The sequence below is a fragment of the Streptomyces odontotermitis genome, from assembly GCF_050510915.1.
GTDB lineage: Bacteria > Actinomycetota > Actinomycetes > Streptomycetales > Streptomycetaceae > Streptomyces.
This window is the reverse complement of the sequence record NZ_JBNJLS010000015.1, coordinates 59,912-83,006: the sequence shown is the minus strand read 5'-3', so window position 1 is coordinate 83,006 and position 23,095 is coordinate 59,912. Positions and strand designations below refer to the sequence as shown.

20 protein-coding genes and 2 pseudogenes are annotated in these 23,095 nt (G+C 71.1%); 15 read left to right on the top strand and 7 right to left on the bottom strand.

The window, feature by feature from the left end; all coding sequences use genetic code 11:
* Positions 1 to 644 precede the first annotated feature (644 nt).
* The 5 genes from ACQB60_RS31840 to ACQB60_RS31820 are packed head-to-tail and all read left to right on the top strand — an operon-like array spanning position 645 to position 8,248.
* Positions 645 to 1,934: a phenylacetate--CoA ligase family protein gene (locus ACQB60_RS31840; RefSeq protein ID WP_496929566.1), complete on the top strand. Its 1,290-nt coding sequence runs from the start codon at positions 645 to 647 to the stop codon at positions 1,932 to 1,934.
* Positions 1,931 to 3,295: an MFS transporter gene (locus ACQB60_RS31835; RefSeq protein WP_496929565.1), complete on the top strand. Its 1,365-nt coding sequence runs from the start codon at positions 1,931 to 1,933 to the stop codon at positions 3,293 to 3,295. The genes ACQB60_RS31840 and ACQB60_RS31835 overlap by 4 nt, the downstream gene beginning before the upstream one ends.
* On the top strand, positions 3,292 to 4,443 hold the full coding sequence (locus ACQB60_RS31830; protein ID WP_496929564.1) for a GNAT family N-acetyltransferase: 1,152 nt from the start codon (positions 3,292 to 3,294) through the stop codon (positions 4,441 to 4,443). Before ACQB60_RS31835 ends, ACQB60_RS31830 begins: the two co-directional genes overlap by 4 nt.
* The gene (locus ACQB60_RS31825; protein ID WP_496929563.1) at positions 4,440 to 5,618 is read left to right on the top strand and encodes a LuxE/PaaK family acyltransferase; all 1,179 of its coding nucleotides are present in this window, start codon (positions 4,440 to 4,442) and stop codon (positions 5,616 to 5,618) included. Before ACQB60_RS31830 ends, ACQB60_RS31825 begins: the two co-directional genes overlap by 4 nt.
* Positions 5,615 to 8,248: an acyl-CoA reductase gene (locus ACQB60_RS31820; protein WP_496929562.1), complete on the top strand. Its 2,634-nt coding sequence runs from the start codon at positions 5,615 to 5,617 to the stop codon at positions 8,246 to 8,248. Before ACQB60_RS31825 ends, ACQB60_RS31820 begins: the two co-directional genes overlap by 4 nt.
* A 54-nt stretch (positions 8,249 to 8,302) precedes the next feature.
* On the opposite strand, the gene ACQB60_RS31815 is transcribed toward ACQB60_RS31820, so the two are convergent.
* Positions 8,303 to 8,605 (bottom strand): hypothetical protein, encoded by a 303-nt coding sequence (locus ACQB60_RS31815; protein ID WP_496929561.1) that lies wholly within the window; start codon positions 8,603 to 8,605, stop codon positions 8,303 to 8,305.
* Between the two features lie 109 nt (positions 8,606 to 8,714).
* Here ACQB60_RS31815 and ACQB60_RS31810 point away from each other — a divergent pair.
* Together ACQB60_RS31810 and ACQB60_RS31805 are read left to right on the top strand one after the other, a co-directional pair.
* Positions 8,715 to 9,254 (top strand): annotated as a pseudogene (locus tag ACQB60_RS31810) (FAD-dependent monooxygenase); the annotation flags it as partial.
* A gap of 2 nt (positions 9,255 to 9,256) precedes the next feature.
* Positions 9,257 to 9,763: an FAD-dependent monooxygenase gene (locus ACQB60_RS31805; RefSeq protein WP_496929560.1), complete on the top strand. Its 507-nt coding sequence runs from the start codon at positions 9,257 to 9,259 to the stop codon at positions 9,761 to 9,763.
* A 48-nt stretch (positions 9,764 to 9,811) separates the two neighbouring features.
* On the opposite strand, the gene ACQB60_RS31800 is transcribed toward ACQB60_RS31805, so the two are convergent.
* Positions 9,812 to 10,915, bottom strand: coding sequence for an acyl-CoA dehydrogenase family protein (locus tag ACQB60_RS31800; RefSeq protein ID WP_496929559.1), 1,104 nt, complete (start codon positions 10,913 to 10,915; stop codon positions 9,812 to 9,814).
* A 402-nt stretch (positions 10,916 to 11,317) separates the two neighbouring features.
* Between ACQB60_RS31800 and ACQB60_RS31795 the strand changes: the two genes are divergently transcribed.
* The 3 genes from ACQB60_RS31795 (at position 11,318) to ACQB60_RS31785 (ending at position 14,412) form a co-directional block, all read left to right on the top strand.
* On the top strand, positions 11,318 to 12,880 hold the full coding sequence (locus ACQB60_RS31795; RefSeq protein WP_496929558.1) for a D-alanyl-D-alanine carboxypeptidase family protein: 1,563 nt from the start codon (positions 11,318 to 11,320) through the stop codon (positions 12,878 to 12,880).
* Positions 12,881 to 13,413: 533 nt separating this feature from the next.
* Positions 13,414 to 13,887, top strand: a complete 474-nt coding sequence (locus tag ACQB60_RS31790) for a hypothetical protein (RefSeq protein WP_496929557.1) — start codon at positions 13,414 to 13,416, stop codon at positions 13,885 to 13,887.
* A 54-nt stretch (positions 13,888 to 13,941) separates the two neighbouring features.
* Positions 13,942 to 14,412, top strand: a complete 471-nt coding sequence (locus ACQB60_RS31785) for a cupin domain-containing protein (protein ID WP_496929556.1) — start codon at positions 13,942 to 13,944, stop codon at positions 14,410 to 14,412.
* An 83-nt stretch (positions 14,413 to 14,495) separates the two neighbouring features.
* Here ACQB60_RS31785 and ACQB60_RS31780 read toward each other — a convergent pair.
* Together ACQB60_RS31780 and ACQB60_RS31775 are read right to left on the bottom strand one after the other, a co-directional pair.
* Positions 14,496 to 14,678 (bottom strand): annotated as a pseudogene (locus tag ACQB60_RS31780) (hypothetical protein); the annotation flags it as partial.
* Positions 14,609 to 15,769 carry a helix-turn-helix domain-containing protein gene (locus ACQB60_RS31775; protein ID WP_496929555.1) on the bottom strand — a complete coding sequence of 387 codons (1,161 nt, stop codon included), beginning with the start codon at positions 15,767 to 15,769 and terminating at the stop codon, positions 14,609 to 14,611. The gene ACQB60_RS31775 and the pseudogene ACQB60_RS31780, both read right to left, overlap by 70 nt.
* Positions 15,770 to 16,286: 517 nt before the next feature.
* Between ACQB60_RS31775 and ACQB60_RS31770 the strand changes: the two genes are divergently transcribed.
* The 4 genes from ACQB60_RS31770 to ACQB60_RS31755 all read left to right on the top strand — a co-directional run bounded on the left by ACQB60_RS31770 (position 16,287) and on the right by ACQB60_RS31755 (position 18,663).
* Positions 16,287 to 17,012 carry an SDR family oxidoreductase gene (locus tag ACQB60_RS31770; RefSeq protein WP_496929554.1) on the top strand — a complete coding sequence of 242 codons (726 nt, stop codon included), beginning with the start codon at positions 16,287 to 16,289 and terminating at the stop codon, positions 17,010 to 17,012.
* Positions 17,013 to 17,110: 98 nt separating this feature from the next.
* A complete protein-coding gene (locus tag ACQB60_RS31765) occupies positions 17,111 to 17,674 on the top strand; it encodes a hypothetical protein (protein WP_496929553.1) in 564 nt (187 codons plus the stop codon).
* Entirely contained in the window at positions 17,671 to 18,231 is a 561-nt protein-coding gene (locus ACQB60_RS31760) for a YrhB domain-containing protein (protein WP_496929552.1), read from the top strand. The genes ACQB60_RS31765 and ACQB60_RS31760 overlap by 4 nt, the downstream gene beginning before the upstream one ends.
* Positions 18,232 to 18,234: 3 nt before the next feature.
* Positions 18,235 to 18,663: an SDR family NAD(P)-dependent oxidoreductase gene (locus tag ACQB60_RS31755; protein WP_496929679.1), complete on the top strand. Its 429-nt coding sequence runs from the start codon at positions 18,235 to 18,237 to the stop codon at positions 18,661 to 18,663.
* A gap of 7 nt (positions 18,664 to 18,670) precedes the next feature.
* Here the strand turns inward: ACQB60_RS31755 and ACQB60_RS31750 are convergent, their stop codons facing one another.
* Both ACQB60_RS31750 and ACQB60_RS31745 read right to left on the bottom strand, forming a co-directional pair.
* A complete protein-coding gene (locus ACQB60_RS31750; RefSeq protein ID WP_496929551.1) occupies positions 18,671 to 20,110 on the bottom strand; it encodes a carboxylesterase/lipase family protein in 1,440 nt (479 codons plus the stop codon).
* A gap of 72 nt (positions 20,111 to 20,182) precedes the next feature.
* On the bottom strand, positions 20,183 to 21,100 hold the full coding sequence (locus ACQB60_RS31745) for an MBL fold metallo-hydrolase (RefSeq protein WP_496929678.1): 918 nt from the start codon (positions 21,098 to 21,100) through the stop codon (positions 20,183 to 20,185).
* A gap of 186 nt (positions 21,101 to 21,286) precedes the next feature.
* On the opposite strand from ACQB60_RS31745, the gene ACQB60_RS31740 reads away from it, so the two are divergent.
* Positions 21,287 to 22,183 carry a helix-turn-helix domain-containing protein gene (locus ACQB60_RS31740; protein ID WP_496929550.1) on the top strand — a complete coding sequence of 299 codons (897 nt, stop codon included), beginning with the start codon at positions 21,287 to 21,289 and terminating at the stop codon, positions 22,181 to 22,183.
* A gap of 211 nt (positions 22,184 to 22,394) precedes the next feature.
* Here ACQB60_RS31740 and ACQB60_RS31735 read toward each other — a convergent pair whose 3' ends face one another.
* Positions 22,395 to 22,973: a hypothetical protein gene (locus tag ACQB60_RS31735; protein ID WP_496929549.1), complete on the bottom strand. Its 579-nt coding sequence runs from the start codon at positions 22,971 to 22,973 to the stop codon at positions 22,395 to 22,397.
* Between the last annotated feature and the right edge of the window lie 122 nt (positions 22,974 to 23,095).

The window sequence follows — 23,095 nt, the reverse complement described above, 5'->3', positions numbered from 1 at the left end:
CGCAGGCGAGGGCCCCGGCCCGTGCGTCGCCCGCAGGCTCTCAGCGTCCCTGCCCACCGTGAGGGGCCCAAGGCCCCAAAGGGCAGGAATGCGGGACGATTCCCTACTCCTGAGAGGCAGAAGGGTTCGCATGGGGGCAGCGACCTTCACGGTCCCGGTCGCACCTCTGACTTCGCCGGTCAGCACCCCGGCATGCAAAGCCGAAGGTTGGCACTTCTCATGAATGGGCGACGGCACCCCCGCACAGGTGATTCGAATCACGGTGACGCGCATCACTGATTGACCATCAGGTTCTCTGAATACCTATGTGACACCCGCGGATTACTTTTCAGCCGAATCGGCCATAACCCGCGAACTTGTAGTCAGGCTCAAATTGCGGACAGGACCGCCCGCTCCCCAGGTGAACCCGTGCCCACACATTGGCCGGATTTCTTCCACGGCGCGACGTGCGAACACCAGCCGGAAATCCGGGCATTCGGCATGCGGTAACGTCGTGATCGCACTCCGTAGTTCCGGCGGGCCGCCCAGGACCGAAGCCCCAGGCAGGCCCCGGCAGCCGAGTGCCACCGGTGCCACCTCAACCATCGAGGCGATCTCCCCTGCCGGGGATTTCGTCTCCTTCGTATGCCGCAGAGCAGGAATCGATGCCCGTTCAACCATTGACGGAACTCATACGTTTCGTAAGACGCCAGTCCCCTTTCTACGCCGAGCTCTATGCGGGAGTTCCCGACCGCGTCACCGAGCTCACACAGCTTCCGGTCGTGCCGCAGGCCGGGTTCTGGCAGGCCAACACACCGCGCGCCAATCGGCTTCTCACCGGGCCGCTCGACGAGGCCGTGGTGTTCAAGAGCGGCGGCACGACCGGTGCGCCGAAGTTCTCCTTCTACACCCGTGAGGAATGGCGGGAGTTCACGAGTGCCTTCGGCGCCGGGCTCCTGGAATCGGGGCTCCGCCCCGGGCATCGGGTCGCCGATCTCTTCTACGCCGGGGACCTGTACGCCAGCTTCACCTTCATCCTCGACTCCCTGCACCGCTCCCCCGTCGCCAACGTGCGGCTGCCGATCGGCGGCGCCGCGCCCCTGGAGTCGACGGTGCACACCCTGGAGCAGTTCGACGTGGAGGTGGTCGCGGGCACCCCGACCACTCTGTGCGCCCTCGCCGATCACCTCGTCGCCGCCGGACGGCAACTCCCCCAGGTGGAGCTGCTCCTCTTCGGCGGGGAGAGCCTCTACCCGGATCAGGAGCCGCTGCTCGCCCGCGCGTTCCCCAACGCCCGTCCGCGCTCGGTGGGTTACGCCAGCGTCGACGCGGGCCTTCTGGGGTGCGCCGTGCCGGGGCACGATCCGCGCGTGCACCGCGCCTTCACCCCGTACACCGTCGTGGAGATCCTCGACGAGGAGAGCGGTGAACCGATCACCGAGGCCGGGGTGCCCGGCAAGGTCGTGGTCAGTGACCTGCGGCGGCGGCTGATGCCTGTGCTGCGCTATCCGGCGGGCGACCGCGCCGAGTGGACCGGCACCGGTCCCGGGCACTTCCGCATCCTGGGCCGCTCGCAGGAGGGCGTCCGCGTCGGGCCCGTCTCGCTCTACACACAGGACGTGCAGGACCTCGTCCGCGCGGCCGACGCCGCGGGCCGGGTGACCGGCGTGCAGCTGGTGGTCCGCCACTGGGACGGGCGGGACGGCTTGCTGCTGCGCCTCGCGAGCGACGGGGACCCGGCCGGGATCCGCGACCGCGGCGACCTCAGTGACCTCAGTGACCTCGGCGACATGATCCGCAAGCAACTCCTGGCCGACCGGCCGTCCTTCGGCGAGTCCGTCGACGCCCGGCACATCCATCCCCTGGCACTGGAGTGGGTGCGCCACGGCGACCTGGCCGTCAACGCGCGCTCCGGCAAGCTCATCCGCGTCGTGGACGAACGGGCCGGGTCATGACCGCGCCCGACGACACATCCGCTGCTGCACCCGCGACCGCCGTCGCCGCCCAGCGCCTCCCTCTCGTGGTGCGCAACCCCGCCTTCGGCGCGGTCTGGGCCGCTCAGGTCCTCACCCAGGGAGCGGCCCGGATGTTCCAGGTCGGCGTGGTGTGGTGGCTGGTCAGCCAGGCCGCGGGCGGCGACCGGGGCTTCGCCTCCGGCGCCTTCCTCGCCGTGTCCACGCTGCCCGCGGTGGTCCTGGTCCCGCTGGTCGCCCGCATCATCGCCCGCTGCCCGCACCGCAGTGTGCTGGCGGGTGCGGCGGCGGTGGCCGGGCTCGTCGCCACCGCCGTCGCCGGATGGACCGCCGCGGCCCAGCCGCCCACCGGGGTCATCTACGGCGCGGCCCTGCTGCTCGCCGGGTGCCAGGCGCTCTTCGACCCGTGCCTGACCACCTCGGTCCCCGAACTGGTCGAGGACGGTGACATCGAGGCCGCGACCGGCTTCGAGCTGTCCACGCAGTCCCTGGCCGGGCTGGCCGGCGGGCTTCTCGGACCGCTTCTCGTCGATGCCTGGGAACTGGCGGGCATCGTCGCCGGGTGCGCGGGCGCGTACCTCGTCGCGGCCCTGCTCGTCGCCCTGACGCGCTTCCCACGGCCCGGCGGTGAGGCCGTCGAGGCGGAGGTTCCCGGTGAGCCGACGCCGCGCCGCACCCTGCGGAACGTCCTCGCCGAACTGCCCTTCATCCGGCAGGTGTTGCTGTGCTTCGCCGCGGCCAACGTCTTCACCACGGCCGTGTACGTCGTGATGCCGCTGTACACCCGCTCGGTGCTGCACGGGCAGGGCTCGACCGTCGCCGCGCTGGAGGCGGCCCTGGGGGTGGGCACCTTGCTGGGCGCCTTCACCGGGGGACGCGTTCCGGGCTCCCCGACCACGGTCGGCGGGACCTGTCTGGCGCTGATGGCGCTCGCCCTCGGGATGCCGGGGCTGGTGCCCGGACTGGCCGTGGCCCTGGTGTCGCTGGTCGCCGCGGGCTGGTGCGTCGGCGTCATCGGCGTACGGTTCGTCGCCCTGTTCCAGCGGTCGGTCCCCGCGGCCGACAAGCCCGCGTTCTTCACCGTGATGCAGGCCCTGTTGGGCGCGACCTTCCCGCTCTCCTCGCTGGTCTTCGGCGTGCTCGGCGACCATCTGGACCCGCGCTGGCTGTGCCTGGTCCAGGGTGCGGGGCTGGCGCCGGTCGCCGTTGCCTTGTTCCTGCTGGGGCGGGGCGGACGCGCGGCTGCGGAGGACACAGCAGCCGTCGTGGCGGACGGGAGCTCCATACCTGTTCCGGCCGCACCTGAGGGCGACCTCGCCCCCGCCGCGGGAGCCTCCCGATGACCGCCGTCCTCGCCCCCGCCGCGCTTCAGGACATCGCGGAACTGCGGCAGTTGTACTTCGACGTGTACGGCCACGGGTATCCGGTGCCGCTCGGCAGCGACCCCGCGGTGATGCGCCGCCTCATCACCGACCCGCACACCCACTGGCTCACCGCCCGGCTGGCCGGGACCGGCGAGCTGGCGGGTTCGGCGGTCGTGCAGACCGACCCGGGCAGCCGCATCGGCAAGCTCGTGGGCCTCGCGGTCCACCCGGAGCGCCGTCGCGGCGGCCTCGCCGGTCGCCTCACCGGCGCGGTGTGCGGCGCGGCCTTCGCCACCGGTCGCCTCGACTCCGTGTACGCCACCGTGCGGATGGTCACCGAGGGGCCCCAACACGTCGTGGTCCGCCACGGGTTCAGGCCGCTCGGACTGCTGCCCAACGCCGCCGAGGTGGCGGGCTGCGAGAGCCTCGGACTGTTCGCCCGTTTCGCCGAGGGGGTGCTGCCCCGGCGCGAGACGGTGTCCCGGGCACCCGCCGCGCTCGGGCCGCTCCTTGCCGCCGCCGAGCACACCACCGGCGTCCCGTACGCCCACGTCCTGCCCTCGGACACGCTGGGCTCGGCCCGCCCCGAAGGTCCGGCCGCCGGTCCCACCGCCGAGCTGGAAGTGGTCGGCGCGCCCGGATTCGTACGCCGTCGCTTCCTGGAGCTCTTCCCGGACCCGGCGGGCCGCTACTACCCGCTGCACGCGCCCAACGCCGTACTGGTGCCGCCGGACGGCGCGTTCGAGGCGTACGTGGACCTCGACCCGGTCGCCGGGAGCTGTGCGCTGGTCGCCGTGCACCCCTACCCGGCGGCGGTCACGCACGCCCTGGAGCCCCTGATGGCGACGGTGTCGCGGGCCGGCGCCGACTACGTGGAGACGCTGCTCCCGCTGTCCGACACCGCGAGCCTGACCGCCTTCCTGGCGGCGGGCTTCGTCCCCAGCGCCGTCTACCCGGCCATGCGCCGCATCGGCGAGCGCTTCCACGACTACGTCGTGCTCTCCCGCACGAGCCGCCAGATCGACTTCCGGACCCTCGCCGTCAGCGGACCGCTCCAGCCTTACGTGAGCGCCTACTTGACCGCCTGGGCCGCAACCTACCTGCCCCGTCACGAGGTCACCCTGTGAACACCGACACCACCCCCTATCTCGCCCCGGTCCAGGTCCCGGACCCGCAGGCCCTGGCACACGTCCAGCGGCTGTGCGACCTGACCCAGCCGTATGCCCAAGGCCCGGGCGCCGACGCGCTGTTCGCGGCCGCCATGGACGAGTCGAACGACTGGCACGCGGCCCGCTCACCCTTCTTCCGCTCACTGCTCGCCGACCGGCCGGAGACCCCTGCGCCGACGGTGGGCGCGGGCGTCCGCACCCCCCTGATCCATGCCAACTTCTTCAAGCGGCACGAAGTGCTCTCCGTCCCCCGAGACGACGTCTTCCTGCATCTGACCTCCTCCGGCACCACCGGCCAGAAGTCCCAGATGTTCTTCGACGAGTGGACCATCCGCTCGGCGCAGCGCATGGTGGCCCGGATCTTCGACCACTACGGCTGGATCACCCCCGACCAGCCCGTCAACTACCTGCTCTACAGCTACGAACCGGCCCCGAGCATGAAGCTCGGCACGTCCTTCACCGACAACTACCTGTGCGACTTCGCCCCCGCCAAGAGCGTCACGCACGCGCTGCGGCACACCGGCGAGGGCCACGAGTTCGATGTGCACGGCTGCATCAGGGCGCTGCGGAGTTACGCGGAGGAGGGCCTGCCGGTGCGCATCCTCGGCTTCCCCGCGTTCCTGCACTTCACGCTGGAGCGGATGCGCGCACAGGGTCTGCCGCCGATCGAGCTGCCCGCCGGGTCCCTGGTGGTCCTCGGCGGCGGCTGGAAGTCGCACGCCGACCGGCAGATCGGCAAGGCGGAGTTCTACGCGCGGGTCACCGAGCTCCTCGGCGTCGCACCGGAGCGGATCCGGGACACGTTCGGCTCGGTGGAGCACTGCGTGCCCTACATCGAGTGCGCCGAGCACCGGTTGCACGTGCCCGTGTGGTCGCGGGCCGCAGTGCGCGACGCCCGCACCCTGCGGCCCCTTGGCTACGGGGAACGCGGGTTCCTGCACCTGGTCTCCCCGTACATCACCTCCGTACCGGCGCAGAGCGTCGTGATGGGCGACCTGGCCTCGCTGCACCCGGCCGAGGAGTGCGGCTGCCCGCTGCCCACCCCGTGGTTCGCCGTTCACGGACGCGCCGGGGTGAGCCGCAACCGCAGCTGCGCGGTGGCCGCCGCCGAACTGTTGAAGGGACACGCATGAACACGGTGACGACGACCACTGAGACGACCACCGGCACGACGGCAAGCAAGGAAGCGACCCCCGCAGTGACCAGCGAACTCCACTACTGGCAGGGCGAGTTCATCGGCGACGACGAAGCCGCCGCCCTACTGGCGGACCTTCCGGCCCTGGTCGAGCGGGCCCTCGCCGAACCCCTGCCCACCGAAACCGTCCTGAGCGCCTGCGCCGCGCTCAGCGACGCGCTGCGTGACGCCGAGAATCCCGTACGGAAGCGGCTCAGCGCTGAACTTGCCGCAACCACCGATGACTGGGCCGAGGCCGAGGCGACTCTCACGGAGCTGTCCGCCGCGCTCGCCCGTCCCGCCCTGGAGCGGAAGCTGCGGCGCGAGCTGGGCGGCACCGGCCCGGGCAGGCTGACCCGTCCCGACGCCCGCGAGACCGTCTTCGAGGCGTGGGCCCCGGTCGGCCTGCTGGCGCACATCGCGCCCGGCAACGCGGCGGCGGTCGCCCCGCTGAGCGTCGTCGAGGGCCTCCTGGCAGGCAATGTCAACGTCCTGAAGACCAGCGGCGGTGACAGCCCGCTCGCCCTGCACCTGCTCGCCGAGCTCGCGGCCGCCGACCCCACGGGCGCGCTCGCCCGCCGTATCGTCGCGCTGCGCTTCCCCTCCGCACGCCGGGAGTGGCTGCGCCTGATGTGTGAACCTGCGGACGCGATCGCGGTGTGGGGCGGTGAGGACGCGGTGGCCTCCGTGGCCGAACTCGCCTCGCCCGGCTGCCGGTTGGTTGAGTGGGGCCACAAGATCTCCCTGGCCTATCTGACCCGCGAAGCCTGGCACGACCCGGCGACCCTGACGGCCCTGGCCGCGGACGTGTGCCGCCTGGGCCAACAGGCGTGCTCCAGTCCGCAGGTGGTGTATCTGGACACCGAGGACGCCGAGGAAGTCTTCGCGTTCGCCGAGGACTTCGCCCCTGTCCTGGCCAAGGCGTCCGCCGCGGCACTGGCTGCCGCAGCGCACGCGGACCAAGTGTCGGTCCAGGTTCCGGAGCTGGGCGCCGCCGAGCAGGCGGAGATCACCACCACCGAACTCCTCGTCCGCCTTGAGGAGCACCTGGGCCTGACCAAGGTCATCGCCGCCGAGGACGGCACGTGGCGGGTCCTGGCCGACACCCGGCCCGCGCTCACGGCCTCCCCGCTGCACCGCAGCATCTGGGTCAAGCCGCTGCCCGCACGGGACATCACCGCCACGCTGCGGCCGATGCGCCGCTACCTCCAGACCGCTGCCGTCGGCGCCGGGCGTGCCGACACGGCCCGCCTCTCCCGCACCCTCCTGACGGCGGGCGCACTGCGCATCACCCCCGTCGGCGCGATGCTGGACAGCTACGACGGCGAGCCGCACGACGGCGTCTACGCCCTGCAGCGCTACAGCCGCCGGGTGAGCGTCCGGACCGGCGACGCGTTCACGGCCACCGCCTGCCTGGACGACCTGGTCGCCCCCACTCCCTCCCCCGCACCGCCGACCGGCGCCCTGCTCGACAAGGCGGGCGTACAGGGGCAGTTGGCGTCGCTGGCGCCCGAGCACGCCCACCTGTACTTCCGCAGCGGCGGCACCACCGGCGCCCCGGCGCTGTCCGTGTTCACCAACGCCGACTACGACACCCAGATGCGGGCCGCCGCCCACGGTCTGCTCGCCGCCGGGTTCGACCCGGGCCGCGACCGCGCCGCCAACCTCTTCTACTGCGGCGGCATGTACGGCGGGTTCATCAGCTTCTTCTCCATCCTGGAGCGGCTGAACGCCACCCAGATACCGATCGCCGCGGGCACCGACCACGCGGCGGTCGCCGAGGCCCTGGTCGCCCACCGCGCCGACACGGTCTTCGGCATGCCCTCCTACCTGTGGCAACTCTTCCACTCACAGGGCGAGTTGCTGCGCTCGTACGGCGGCATCCGCAAGGTCTTCTACGGCGGCGAGCACTTCACCGCCGAGCAACGCCGGATCCTCACCGCCCGCTTCGGCGTCGAGGTCATCCGCTCCGCCTCCTACGGCAGCACGGACCTGGGGCCGCTCGGCCACCAGTGCGCCCACGCCGAGGGTTCGGTGCACCACGTCCTGACCGAGCTGCACACCCTGGAGATCCTGGATCAGCAGGAGGACCGGCCGGTGCCCGCGGGCGAGCCGGGCCGGCTGGTCTTCACCAGCCGCACCCGCTCCGGCCAGCGCCTGGAGCGCTACGAGATCGGCGACCTGGGCCGCGCCGTCGAGGGCGTCTGCCCCTGCGGCAGCCACACCCCGCGCATCGAACTCCTGGGCCGCTACGGCGATGTAGTGCGCATCGGCACGTACTTCTACAACTACCGCCGCTTCGTGGAGACCGCGCAGGAACAGCTCGGCTACCGCGGCGAGCTGCAGCTGGTGCTGAGCTCCACGGCCGCCGCCGAGCACCTGACGGTCCGCCTGGACCGGGAGTACGCCCAGGACCCCGAGCGGGCGCGGGCCGTGTTCCTGGCGGCCATTGCGGAACTCGGCGCGGCGGTGTCCGAGGAAGGGCTGCTGACCTGCACTGTCGAGCTCGTCGACGGGCGGGATCTCGAACGCACGGCGGGCACCGGGAAGTTGCGCACCGTCGTCGACCTCAGGGGGGTTGCGGGGTGAGGGGTGCGGGCCGGGGCCGATCGTGGCCCCGGCCCGCAGCGGATCGGTCGCGTCTCATCCGACCGCGTTCGTGTACCAGCCCGGCGCGCTGAGGACCGTCGCCCCTGACCTGTAGGCGAAGGGTTCGAGGGGCTTCGTCGCGCGGAAGGCGTCGTTGGCCTCGCTGATGGTCGCGAAGTCCTGGTACTTGATCAGCTTGCGGGAGGTGCTGTCCTGGAACGCCTTGGCCCAGTTCGCCTCGGTGGTGATGAGGGGGCCGTCGAGCCCGCGCATCCCCTTGTCCGCGAACTGCCCGGCCGACAGGTCGAACACGTAGGTCCGCCCGCCGCGGTCGGCCCCCGGGCCCCGGACGACCATCCGGCACCAGAAACCGGCACCCCGCCACCCGCTACGACGTCGGCAAGACCCTCAAACGCCCCGCAACCCTCACCGAACGTGACCGCCGAAGGTAACGAACAAGCTCAGATCACGTGGCATGGCAGTCGAAGTCGTGGAGCGCGAAGCGCAATGGCGGACTTCCGGAGCCGGTCTCTACCTCCCCGCCAACGCGGTGCGCGCGCTGCGCGAGCTCGGTGTCGCCGGCGAGGTGGCCAAGCGTGCCGGACGCGTCGCACGCCAGCGGATCCACGATCATCTCGGGCGCCCCCTCGTGGAGTTCGACGTCCGCAGGATCTGGGGCACGGTCGGCGACTGCCTGGCGATCAGCCGCGCCGACCTCGGCGGCGTGCTGCGCAGGTCGATCGGTGACACGCTCGTGCGGTTCGGCACCGAGGTGACCGACGTGCGCGCCGACGGGACAGTGACCCTGGCCGACGGCTCGGAGGAGTCGTACGACCTGGTGGTGGGCGCGGACGGCATCCACTCCGCCGTACGCCGCAGCGCCTTCGGAAGGCCGGGGCCACGCTTCCTGGCCAGCTGTGCTGGCGGTTCATCGCCGAGGACGCGGAGATCCCCGGCATCCACGACTGGACCGCCCGGCTGGGCAGCAACGGCCGCGGGTTCCTGACCGTGCAGCTCGGCGGCGGTCGCGTGTACTGCTACGCCGACGTCAACAGCCCCGTGGCGAAGGCCCCGGACGGCGACTGGCGGGATCTCTTCAGCGACTTCGCGGCTCCGGTTCCGCAGCTCCTCGAGCAGGGTGCGGACGCCCATGTCGCGGCTCTCCACGAGAGCGTCGGCACGGACTGGACGCGAGCGCGCGTCGTCCTCATCGGCGATGCCGCGCACGCCTGCTCGCCGAGCATGGCCCAGGGAGGAGCGATGGCGCTGGAGGACTCCCTCGTCCTCGCCGGCCTGCTCGCAGGCTCGGGCCGGCGCGTCGGCACGGACCGCATCGAAACGACCCTGCGCACGTTCCAGGCCCGCCGTGCGCACCGCATCCAAGGGGTCCTGGAACAGAACCGGCGCCGTGACAGGGCCCGCGGCCTCCCCACGCCGCTGCGCAATCTCGTCATGCGTCTCGCGGGCGAACGCCTCTTCAAGGCCAACCACGCCCCGCTGCACAGCGCGCCATGAGGCGAGCTCGGCGGCCCGGCCGTGCTCGCCGAAGGTTGCCTGCCGCCTTCAGCCGTCCGTCATGGGCGAGCCCGGCGGGTTCGCGTCTGCGGCACTCCGGTCCATCGACAGATGGCCGAGGTGTGCGCTGCGCACCTCGTTCGTCTGCCCCTGCACCAGCAGGAACATCCCCTCGCGGGCCAGGCGTTGCGCCCGGCTGTCCAGGGACATGGCCCTGCCGCCGCCGGCCACCACGGCAGCCGTCGTCGCGGTCCGCATCAGGTCGTACGCCTGCGTCTTGACCGCCAGCCTCTCCTCGATGCGCTCGTACGGGACCGGGTGGTCGGCCAGGGCGTACGCCTGCCGTCTGACCTCGCCCAGGCGGGAGCGCAGGGCGTGGGCCGTCTTCTGCTCGGCCGGGCCGCCGTCGAGCAGGGCGAGGGCCGACTCGGTGATGCCGAAGACGGCCGGTGAGGCATTGGTGTTCTTCGGGCGGTCGGACGCGGCCCACGTCTCGTACGGCGTGCGCAGGGCGACGGCTTCGTCGGGCAGCCAGAGTCCGTCCAGCTCCAGCGAGACCGTCCGCGAGGCGCCGAGCGCCGCCAGTCGCATGGGCGCGGACGGGCGCAGCCCCGGCTGGGCCCGCGCCTCGGTGAAGGCGAAGAGCGCCTCGTCCGCCTCCGTCACCCCGGCCAGCAGCATGACGTCGTTGAGCCCCCAGCCGGTGTACCAGGGGACCTCCCCGTCGAAGCGCCAGCCGCCTCGGTCCCGGGTGACCCGCACGGGAATACGGGGGTACGCGCGCAGCTGGGCGTAGGCGACACCGGACAGCAGCTCACCGCTCGCCAGTGGGCCCAACAGGCTCTCGCGCACGGGCAGTTCACTCCTGGCCAGCGTACTGACCGGTGTGTGGTGCTGGGTCTGCACGAACCACGTCGAGCAGCACGCCCCCGCCAGGATCTCGGCGATCTCTCGCGCCACGGCGGCGGGCGCCGCCGAACCCCCGTACTTCACCGGTCCGCTCACACCGAGCAGCCCCGACTCCTTGACGGCCTCGATGCTGCTGCGGGGCACGCCCTCCTGGTCGACGCGTTCGGCGCTGGGCGCGAGCACGTCGGACGCGAGCCGGCGCGCTCGGGCGACCAGCGGGTGGGGGTTCGGAGCGATGGCCATGAAAACGATCTTCCAACGCCGTTCGCACGCTGTCGAATCCCGCCACGACGCACGAGAGGTCTCGGATCACGTCGGGAATCGGATCAGTCCGGGAATCGGATCAGGTCGGCAAGCAGCACCGATACCAGCGATTGATCGGTCTATGTCCACTTTTGGTAATGGACAGGAGGAAGGGGGTTTTGCTCTCCTAAGAGAACGGTTTACCCCGATTTTGCATTCTCGTTTCTGCAGATGACCGGGGGGCTCGGCGGCCCGATCGCCCGGGCGGTCCGGAGGCCGTACTGAACCAGTGGCAGCAGCGACGAGAGCGAGACGCCAGAACAGATGAAGGCGATACGAGGAGCAGGCGAAACCCCTGACGCCCCGAAGCGGGAACAGGTCGCGGAAGGTCCCCAAGAGGACGTGGCCGACAGCGAAGGGAAGGCAGCGGCCGTCCCCGACGAGGCAGACAGGGAAGTCGAGACGGACTCCGAGCGGACGAGCAAGTTCGTCGCGCTCAAGCCCCTGGAAGCGCTGCCGGAGAAGGCGCCCCGTACCGATACCGAGACGCCATCCGGGACCAAGACGTCATCCGATGCCGAGACGCCGTCCGATGCCGAGGCGGAATGCGGAACCGAGACCGCGCAGGCGTCGGCCGAAGCCCTCACCACCCACCCCGCGCCTCCGCTCGACCTGCTCGCGCAACTCACCAACACCCCGCCGCCGCCCGAGACCATGAGACGCACTCTGGTGCGTCGCCTGCGGATCTGGACGCCCCTCTTCCTGCTCCTGTGCGGTGTCATCGTCGTGGCGCAGCTTCTGCGGCCGCTGCCGGCACCGGCCCTGACGTCGGGAGACGCCGCGTCGTCCGTCACCCTCGACGGGCAGGTGAAGCTGCCATGGCCGAAGCAGGGGCAAGGCGCCGTCCGTATCCAGGGGTCGGGGAAGGTGGGCACGTTCGGGGAGCAGAAGCCCGTGCCGATCGCCAGTGTGGCCAAGGTGATGACGGCGTACGTACTCCTCAAGGAGCACCCGCTCAAGAAGGGTGAGTCCGGGCCCACGATCGAGGTCGACGCCAAGGCCGTGGCGGACGGCGAGGCGAAGGACGAGTCGCGCATCGAAGGGCTGACCGCAGGGAGCAAGTTCAGTCAGCAGGACATGCTGAAGATGCTGATGATCCCGTCCGGCAACAACATCGCCCGCCTGTTGGCCCGTTGGGACACCAAGAGCGGCTCGGGGGCGGAGTTCGTCGCCAAGATGAACGCCGCCGCGAAGGACCTCGGGATGGCCGGCACCACGTACACCGATCCCAGCGGTCTGGACTCCAAGACGGTGAGCACCGCGGCCGACCAGCTCAAGCTGGCCGAGGCGGTCATGAAGTTCGACGCGTTCCGGGCCGTCGTCCAGCTGCCGAACGCCACCATCAAGGGCCTCCCGAAGCCGATCAACAACAACAACGACAACCTGCTGCTCGCCGGTCTGAGCGTGAAGGGCATCAAGACCGGATCGAACACCGCCGCGGGCGGGACGCTGATGTGGGCCGCGTACAAGACGGTGGGCGGCAAGACCCCGCTGATCCTCGGCACGATGCTCGGCCAGCGCGCCGAAGGACCCGACCCCAACGGCGCGAACAGCCTGGTCCTCGTCAAGGACAACAGCAGGAAGGTCATCGAGGCCGTGCGCAACGCCATGACGTCCACGGTCGTGGCGAGGAAGGGGCAGGTCGTCGGGTACGTCGAGGACGGGCTCGGCAAGCGGGTCCCGCTGGTGGCCGCCAAGGACGCCACGGCCGTCGGCGTACCGGGCCAGAAGCTGACGCTGAGCCTGCGCGACGGAGGTGAGTCACCGGCGCGCGAGGCCAAGGCCGGTACGCGCGTGGGGGTGTTGGCGATCGGCAGCGGGCCCGGCGCGTCCACGGTTCCGGTGGCGCTTCAGAAGGATCGAACCGCGCCGTCCTTCTGGGCGCGGGTCATGCACCTCGGCTAGACCGAACAGAGCGACCGGACACCGTCACGACCGGCTGCCGGGCCTCTCGCTCTGACCTGGGGTCAGCGGCCCTTTTGAGGCAAAGGACTTTTGGCCTGCCTGTCCCGCGCAACGCGCGTGTGAATCTTGTGGAGTCGGGCCGAATCACCCGGCGAAATCACCGCGCACAGAGCGCACTCATCAGCGCTCGACCATGCTCACAAGCTGGAGTTCCACCGTGGCGACCACTGCCCCTTGCACCATCTCTTTCTCAGGCCCAGTGAACTGAACCGCTGCTTCCTCCTGCGTACCGGCCTCACGGAGTGGCTGGGCGTGAAGACGCCCGTACGGAACACCGCGGGCCGACGTCGACCGTCCGGTGTGCTGCGGCGCGAGATGATGCTCGGCAGGTTCGAGGGTTTCCAGTTCACGGAGAACGGGGTCTCCCTCGGATACCTGCCCTCGCCGGAGGCCGGGACCGGGTTGGGGGCCGGGACCGGGTTGGGGGCCGGGGCCGGGTTGGGGGCCGGGGGCCGGGGCCGGAAGTGGAGGGCATGCGGGGCTCCGTGATCTACGATCCGGCCTGCTCCACCGGCGCGTTCCTGGCCGACCTGCGCCGCGCCCTGCCTCAGGTGTCCGTCGCGGACGCCCGGCAGCCACCGGGGCCCGACGCATCGGTGGATGTGCTCGTCCTGCGGTTCCTGAACAGCGAGGTCGTGACGGTCGCTCAGTCCGTGGACCTGTTCGACGCGCTCATCGCCACCCTCGCGCCGGACGGCCATGTCCTGGCCTTCGGGCACACTCCCCTGGTACTCCCCGTACACGAAGTGGCCAGGCGCCATGGGCTGACCGTCGTGTCCCGCGTGGCGGAGGACGCGGCGGCGGACACCCTCTTCCAGTACCACGTGCTCACGCGCCGACAGCAGGCAACAGGCAACAGGCAACAGGCCACCGTCAGCAGGCAACCGGCCGGTAAGAGACCTAAGGCCCTGACCCCCGGGGCCAGGGCGCAGCACTATCTCGGGTGACGAGAGCGGAAGCCGTCGGCGGCTCCGCCGGTCTTTCACCGAGAGGTCTCACGCATGCCTATGTTCCGACGTGCCCTGGCGACCACCGCTGCCTCGGCGGCCTTCGTCACGACGGCAGGGGTCGCCCTGCCGTCGGCGTCCGCCGAGGGGAGGTCGACCGCTCCGGTCGTGAGGGAGGTCGCCGAGGGCAGGCAGGAGGGGCCCGTGCGCGTCGACGTCGACGGTCCCGTCCAGGTCAACTACCGGAAGATCACGATCCCGCCGGGCGGCAGCACGGGGCAGCACTGCCACTACGGCGAGCTCGTCGGTGTGGTGAAGAAGGGCAAGCTCACGCACTACGCCCCGGTCCACCCCGGTGGCGTACGCACGTTCAAGGCGGGCGAATCGATCGTCGAGGGCAGCGGCTACGTCCACGAGGGCCGCAACGAGGGGAAGAAGGACGTGGTCCTCTGGGTGACGTACATGACGCCGGAGGGCAAGCCGCTCGCCGAGCCCGACCTGAGCAAGTGTGACGCCAAGCGTTGAGCGGCGGCCGCGCGGCCCGCATCCGTAGTGGCGTGCGGGTGCGGGTGCGGTGCGGGCTCGGCCTCGGGTACGGGTACGAGTGCTCAGATCGCCGAGCCCGCCTTCCACTCCGCCCAGCTCATGTTCCAGCCGTTGAGGCCGTTGTCGGGCTTGATCGTGGTGTCCGGGGAGTTCTTGACGATGACCAGGTCGCCGATCATCGAGTTGCTGTAGTACCAGGAGCCCGGCTGGCCGGGGTCGTTGCCGCCCTTGACGTCGCCTGCTCCATCCGCACCGGCATCGGCTCCCACCCGCGCTGACCGGCCATCACCCAGTTCAGCGCCGTCATCCCCCGCGCGAATGCCTGCGTGAGTCCCTGGGGGCGCAGGGTGATCCCGGGCGGGCCCGCCTTCGTCGGCACCAGGGTCACCCACAGGCCGGGGCGGCCACCGGTGAGCGGCCCCGTCGCGAGCAGGTGCGCACGCACCTCGAGCCACCGCCGGACCGCGACGCGTGAACCTTCCCGCAGCGCGTACCACTCGACGTCCGGGAGCGGTTCAAGGTCCGCCTGCGCGGCGAGGATCCGCTGGCGGGTGGCCTCGGACACCTGGTGGCGGTGGCCCCACAGCACCGCGCGGACCGAGGAGGGGCGGACCTCGGCCAGCGCGGCGATCTCGTCGGCGCGGTTGGGCGGCGCCTTCTGCTGGCGGCGGCGTACGGCCACGGCCTCTGCCCCGGGCGCGAGATCCGTCACCTGCAGCGCGGCCAACTCCCCCGAGCGCGGCCCGGCTTCGAGCACGATCGCGACCATCGCGAGCAGCCGTGTGCGGTCCTGGTGGGACAGGGACAGTCCGTTTCGCTCCAGGGGCCCCGTGGCGGCCAGGTCCGCGAGCCGCCGGTAGGCCGTCGCCAGTGAGTCGGGCCGCACCGTCGACTTGGGCTCGGGCTGTGGCACGGACGGCAACCGGATCGGAGTGCCCTGCGGCAGCACCAGCGCGGCCATGATCCGCAGGCAGTCGCGCACGATCCGCAGCGTGGCGGGCGGCAACGCCGCTTCCCTGCCCCGCTCCTGGCGCAGCGCCCGCAGCTCCCCCGCCTGGGCCAGATCCCAGAAGGTCCGCAGTCCCGCAGGCGTGAACAACTGCGCCGCCGTACGCCGCCGACGGCCCGGCCGGTCCTCGCGCGCCAGGGCGCGCTCCCACATACCGACGACCATCCACAGCTGGCGGGCCCGCGCCTGAGAGACCTTCACCGTCAACCCGCCCGCACCGGCGACCGCTTCCCGCTCCGGCCAGGCCGCTGCGGAACGCGGCGCCACACGGGCGACCGCGGCGGCGAGCTCCTCCGCCGCCGGGGCCCTGCACGCGCGTCCAGCCACGAACCTTCCACCGTCCTGCCCCGCCCCGGGGTTCCACGCGGAACCGAGAGGGAGGCATCGCCCCGAACGTGGTCTTGCACAGAGCATAGGAAATCCGAGCGGTCGCCCGACTCCCCGCCCCGAGCCCCCGAGTGGTTCGCCGCGGAGCGGCGGAGCAGTCTGTCTGCGGAGCAGACCTTGTGCCCGAGAGTGCCGGAGCGCGGAGCGTTCCCCGACATCCGCCGCGTAGCGGCGGCGCGACGTGTCTGCGGAGCGGACCGCGCGCACAGAACACTCCCCACATTCCGCGTCCGGGGGCCGTCGCCTTGCAGGGGCGCCCAGCAGGATCACGTTATTTACCGCGCGAATCCAGTCGGCGATTCCCCCGGCGATGCCGACCGATCGGGCGCTGACCGGCGCCGTATCGCCCGGCCGCGCGGCAGAGCTCCGACGGTGATCTCCTGGAGGGGTCGATCCGACGCACACCTGGGCCCGCCCCGCCCTCCCCTCCTCGGGCACTCCACTGGAAAGGCGCACCATGACCGCCAAGCCCCTGATCGTCATCACCGGCGCCAGCTCCGGCATCGGCGCGACCACCGCCCGCCTGTTCTCCGCCCAGGGCCACCCACTGCTGCTCCTGGCCCGACGGCTGGAGAAGCTGGAGGAGCTGGGGCTGCCCGACACCCTGTGCCGCAAGGCGGACGTCACCGACCGCGCGGCCTTCGAGAGCGCCGTGCGGGAGGCCGAGGACCGGTTCGGCCCGGCCGACGCACTCGTCAACAACGCCGGGGCCATGCTGCTTGGCCGCATCGTCGACCAGCCCGTCGAGGAATGGGACCGGATGATCGACCTGAACATCAAGGGGGTGCTGTACGGCATCCGCGCGGTGCTTCCGGGCATGGTCGAGCGCGGCGCAGGCACGATCATCAACGTCAGCTCCATCGCGGGCCGCAAGACCTTCCCCAACCACACCGCGTACGTCGGTACGAAGTTCGCGGTGCACGCCATGTCGGAGAACCTGCGCGAGGAGGTGGCGTCCTCGGGTGTCCGCGTGGTGACGATCGCCCCGGGCGCGGTGGAGACCGAGCTGCTGTCGCACACCAGCGACGAGCAGATCAAGGCGGACTACGAGGAGTGGAAGAAGTCCGCGGGCGGCGCCCTCGCGCCGCAGGTGGTGGCCGACGCGATCGCCTACGCGTACCAGCAGCCCCGCGACGTCACGATCCGCGAGATCGTGCTGGCGGCGACCGGCCAGGAGGGATGACACGCAGGGGTCCTCCCTCGGAGGAGGGTGCCCTCCCCCGCAGAGCGGAGACGCTCCGCCGCAGCGGACGACGCACGGGTTCCGGGTTCGGGGCCAGCATGGACGGCATGACGACAGCTCACGCTCCCCACGTCTCCACCGCCCCCGCTCCCGTCCCCGCGCCGGAGCCGGCACCGGCACCGGCACCGGCACCTGTGTGGGCCCGCCGCGCCGCCCACGCCATCGCTCTGTGCGCGCTCCCGTCCGGTCTGTGGCGCATCGCCATGGCTTCCGGTGTTTACGTGGGCTACAGCGATCAAGTGCTGCGCGACGTCTTCGACATCCCGGGCTGGGGCATCGCCTACGTCGCGGGCCTCGCCGTCCTCGCGGAGCTGGCCGCCCTGTTTCCGCTGCTGCTCGTCAGCGACACATGGCGACCCCTGCGCCCCCGAACCCTCACCGCGCTGTCGTGGACCGCCTCAGTCGTCCTGGTCCTGGTCGCGCTGTGGCAACTCGTGGTCGCCTTCACCGTCGAGAGCCAGACGTACATGACGAGCGATACGGCACAGACCGTGTGGGCCTTCGCCTTCGCCCCCTTGTCCGCCATCCCTGCGCTGTTGACTGCGGTGACCTGGTCGTACGCCAAGCGCCATCGGGCACGACAGGGAATGCTGCACGCATGATCGAGCGTGAGGCCGCAGTTCGTATCGTTGAGGAAGAGCTCGCCCGCGAGTACCAGAAGTGGGCGGCTCTCGGCGTGGACTCGATGCGCACAGCTGTGTTGTGCGTGGAGGAACACGAGCTGGTCTGGAAGGTCTACTGGCAATCCGAGGAATACGCCCGCACCCGGAACACCGAGGCCATGTTCGTCGGCCACGGTCCCTACCTCGTCGACCGCCTCGACGGCGGACTGCACAGCATCGGGGCTGCCGCTGAGATGGACGGGGCCTGGGAAGTCGACTACCGCGTCCGCATCCGCGGGCTGACCGTCCGCACTGCCGTGGACGAACTCCACGAAGAGATACGCGAAATCGCCGCCGTGCACGGACGCATGCGAGCGCTCCGCATCCTGCGCCAGAGGCTGCCGAAGCTGTCTCCACCACAAGCCCTTGAGTACGTCCGTGCGTTGCCGCACGCCGAAGTCCCGGCCCACCTCGCTGCTGTCGCCGTCGAGGCACTCGTCGAACCCGTTGACCCGGTGCTTGCCGTGAAGACCATCCGCCAGGGACGGTCCGGCTAGCACATCCCTCCGCACGGTGCAGGCGGGGCAGCGCGGCTCCGATGCGGGGTCGCGCGGGGCGGTCAGCCAGGACCGCTGCCCGGTGTCGTCGGCTGGCCCGTGGTGGGCGGTTACAACGCCTCGAAGTGGGTGCTGGAGGGCCTCAGCGAGTCCCTGGCGCAGGAGGTCGCGCGCCTCGGCATCAAGGTCACCCTCGTGGAGCCGGGCGCCTACGACGTGGTGCGCGAGGGCCTCGCCGCCTTCATGTCCACGCTGGACCTCGGTGACCCGGCCGCGGCCGGTGCGGCGCTGTTGAAGGTCGTCGACTCCGACAACCCGCCGCTGCGGGTCTTCTTCGGCACCCAGGGCAACGAGCTGCTCCCGCAGATCTACGCGGACCGGCTCAAGACCTGGGCCGACTGGGAGGACGTCTCGGCGCAGGCCCAGGGCTGACCTGCCGTCAGCCGAAGGTCTGCACGACGGGACTCCGCGCATCGTACGGAGGCCAGCCCGGGTCCCCGGTGCACGCGAACGCGGCCCAGACGCCGTGCACTTGGGCCGCGAGTCCCACGGGGGCGGGGTCGGGGCCGAGCAGGCGGGTGTCCCCGTGCAGCCAGGGCTGGTCGGCGACGTCGAACACGAAGGGCAGCTCGACGGTGTGGGCGGCACCGAGCCGTCCGCCCAGGGCCGTCGAGCGGTACCCGAACGCGTAACGGTATGTGCGGCCGCCGCCCGGGATCCGCGCGTGGGCCTGCGCCATGCGCGTCGTACCGGTCTCGAACAGCGTCTGCGCGAGCACGGCGGAGCGCAGCTCGCCCGGTGTGCCGTCCGGCCGCGCGGCGCGGTGCCCGGCGAGGGCGGCCTCCGGGTGCGCCTGCGTCCGCGCGGCGAGGGCGAGGAGGTCGGCTTCGGTGGTGGACTCCAAGTCGCCCTGCGGTGCGAGGTAGAGGTGGCCCTCTTCGGTGTTGGTCCCGATGAGCAGGTCGACGTCGGCGGCCGGTCCGTCGGCGAGGGCGTCGGCGGGCTGGACCGTCAGGACCAGGCTGAACGGGCTGAGACCGGCCAGCGGGTCGGTGGCCGTAGCGGTGCGCAGGTCGAGGCCGGCCAGGGCCGGCAGGACGGCCAGGAGGCGCTCGTCCGGGATCGGGGCGAACGCCTCGGCGGTCGGTGCGACACCCAGCGCACCGGCCGCCGCTGCGGTGACGCGTCGCGCCTGTTCCGGGGTGAACGCGCCGGTGCCGTTGCCGCTTTGGACGATCGCTCGCCGGAACAGGCCCTTGGCCTCCGGCGTCGCGAGCAGCCCGCCGACGAGCGTGGCGCCCGCGGACTGGCCGAAGACGGTGACGTTGTCGGGGTCGCCGCCGAAGGCCGCTGCCGTGTCGCGCACCCAGGCCAGTGCGGCGAGCACGTCGAGCAGTCCGCGGTTGGCCGGAGCACCCGCCAGGTCGAGGAACCCGGGGATGCCGAGCCGGTAGCTGACCGTCACGAGGACGACGTCGTCGCGGGCGAAGGCGCTGCCGTCGTAGAGCGCGGCCCGGTGGGAGCCGGTGACGAACCCGCCGCCGTGCACGAAGACCATGACGGGCCGTCGGCCGCTATCGGCGGCGGGCGTGTGGACGTCGACGGTCAGGTACTCCTCGCCGGGCACCCAGCCCGGCCCGAAGTAGGGGGTCATGTCGAGCCGGCCGAAGTCGCGGACCGGCTGGGGGGCCGTGGGCGAGAGCCGCGTGCCGTCGCGGACACCGGCCCAGCCCGGGTGCGGCACCGGTCGGGCGAAGCGGCCCGCGCCGGTCGGTGCGACCGCGTACGGGAGGGCGCGGTAGCGCTCACCGGAGGCGTCGCGGATGCCGCGGACGGCGCCCGTCGGGGTCTCGACGAGCGGAACTTCCTGCCGGGACATGGGACATGCTTCCTCTCTGGGTGTCAGGGAAACTCTGGGCAAGGGAAACTCGGGCAAGGGAAACGCCGGGCGTCAGGAAATGCGGGAGAAGCCCGCCCACTCCTTGATCGCGAACCTCGACCCGCTGCGCGCGATCTCCGCGGCGCCGTGGCCGCCGAAGTGCGCCGGGAACACAAGCGCGTTGTTCTCGGCGGCACGGCCGAGCAGCCGGTGCCGGGTGGCGCGGGACTGCGCCGGGTCCTCGCAGAAGCAGGAGTTGGTGTCCGGCTCAGCGATCTGCAGCGCGGTGTGCACCAGGTCCCCGACGAACAACGCCTGTTCGCCGCCCGATTCGAGGGTGAGCACGGACGAGCCGGGGGTGTGTCCGGGAGCGAGATCGAGGCGCAGGTTCTTGTCGATCCGGTAGGTCCCCTCCCACAGGCGCGCCAGTCCCGCCTCGTGGACCGGCGCGACGCTGTCCTCGAAGACGTTCTGGTTCCCGCGCCCGAGCACGCTCTTGTGCTCGTTGGCCGGGTCCCAGAACGCGAAGTCGCGCCCGGTCATGAGGTACGTGGCGTTGGGGAAGGTCGGCACCCACGTGCGGCCGTCGAGGCGGGTGTTCCAGCCGACGTGGTCGATGTGCAGGTGGGTGTTGACCACGATGTCGACGTCCTCGGGCCGCACCCCGGCGGCGGCGAGGTTGTCGAGGTAGTCGGTGTCCAGCCGGTTCCACACCGGGGCGTAGGGCCGGTCCTTGTGGTTGCCCACGCCGGTGTCGACGAGGATCGTGCGCCCCTCGCTGCGCAGCAGCCAGGACTGGATCGCCGTACGGCACTCGTCCGTCTCGGGGTTCCAGAAGTCGGGCACCAGCCAGTCGCGGTGCTCGTCCCACGAGCCGTGGGGGCTGTCCGGGAAGAACTGGCGCGGCGCCAACTCCACCGAGCCGTAGAACTCTTTGATCCGGGTGACGGTGACGTCGCCGAGTTCGATCTGCTCCGGATTCTGGGGCACGCGGCCTGCCGGGTGTACGGGATTCACGGGGTCCATGGGGTCCATGGGGGCCGTCCTGAGGTCGTCTGGGATACGCAAGCGAACGACACCGAGACTGGCCGCCCGACCGGGCAGGAGCCACTCCCGCGTTGTCCTGCTCCTCGCAGGGTGTGGCTGAGGCCGGGCCGCTCGTCGAATATGAGAGCCATGAACGGACACGGACCCGGCCCCCTGGGCGCCTTCCTCCAGGCCCGACGCACACAGCTGAAGCCGGAAGACGTCGGCCTGCGCGATATCGGGCCGCGCAGGCGGGTGGCCGGGCTCCGGCGTGAGGAACTGGCTCAGTCGGCGGGTGTCAGCGTCTCGTACTACGCGCGGCTCGAACAGGGCCTGTCGCGCGGGGCCTCGACCGAGGTGCTCGAGGCGATCGCCCGCGCGCTTCTGCTCGACGACCACGAGCGTGCGCACCTCGACCGTCTCGCCGGAGCCTCCCGCCATGCACCACGGCTGCGCCGCCCGCGCCCCGAGAAGCTCGCCGACGAGACCCGCGACCTGCTGCGTGCCGTCGACGGCGTCCCGGCGCTCGTGCTCGGCCGCCGTACGGACGTGTTGGCCTGGAACACGCTCGGGCACGCCCTGCTCGCCGGTCACCTGGACTTCGACGCCCCGCAGGATCCGGCGCGGCGCCCGAACATGAGCCGGATGCTGTTCCTTGATCTGCACTGCCGGGAGCTGTACGCGGACTGGAAGCGCAAGGCGCGCGCGGTGGTCGGCAATCTGCGCGTCGTCGTCGGCAGGCACCCGGGGGACGCGCTGCTCGCGGAGCTGATCGGCGAACTGACCATGAACAGCACGGAGTTCGTCGCCCTGTGGGGAGACCATCGGGTGGCGCCGTGCGATGCCGCGTCCTACGAGCTGCGCCATCCCGTGGTCGGCTCGGTGGCGGTGACCCAGCAGACGCTGTCGATCGCCCGCTCACCGGACCAGGCACTGATCGTGTGCACCACGCCTGCCGGGTCCTCTTCCGAGGAGGCTCTCGCGCTTCTGGGACACAGGTTTCCCTGTGTCCCAGAAGCGTCGGCGGGCCACGCTCTCGTCAGGTGAGGTGGCGGCGCCTATAGCGTCGCGCGGCCCAGATCCCCACGACGAGGCCAGGAACAAGGCAATTCAGGAGATTGATGGTCCCTCCGCCCCCTTCCAGGGCCCAAATGCCCAAGGCCAGGAGCAGCGCGGTGCAGGCCGTCGTGACCAGCACTCCGATCGCTATTTCGGTCCACCAATTTCGAGAGCTGTAATCCATACCCGCGATCACCGCCTACTTGGTGATGAAGTGGCACTGCACTGCTTTGCGCTTTCCATTCACGAAGAATTGGGCGCATGCCTTGCCGTGCTTGGGAATCGTGTGGGCACCGAGCTTGTAGGTGGGGAAGGAGCCCGTGTGACACGTCTTCCGCAGCGGCCCCCGCTTGATCTGGTAGGTCTTTCCGGACGTGTCGGCGTAGTGGAACTCCAGGCGGGAGTTGCAGAAACGCGAGCCCAGAGCGGCGACGCCCACGCAGTCGATGCCGGCTATCTGGCTGTTCACCTTCTTCCCCGATCCCTTGATCGCGTGCGTCAGGAAGCAGCCGGAGGGCACCTTGATGGTCACGCCGCCGTGCGAGTACGAGAAGACGCCGAGGGCCGCGGACCCCGTCGCCGACGCAGGCATGCCCGATGTGTGGTCCGGGGCCTTGACCTCCTCCTCTTCCTCGGGCGTGACGTCCTCACCGGGCACATCTTCGATGACCACGTCTTCGGCGAGGACTTCGCCGGAATAGTCGGACGGGACGTCCTCGGACGCCTGAGCCGTCGAGGCACCGACAGCCAGCAGAGCGGCCGTGGACACACCAGCCATCACGACAGCAGAAAATTTACGCACTGCAAACCCCCCAAGGTTTGTGCTGAACGAATCGGAAAAGACCGTAGCCAGGTACTACACGCTTGTCGAACCGCAGAGTTCGGCTCCGTGCGATATTC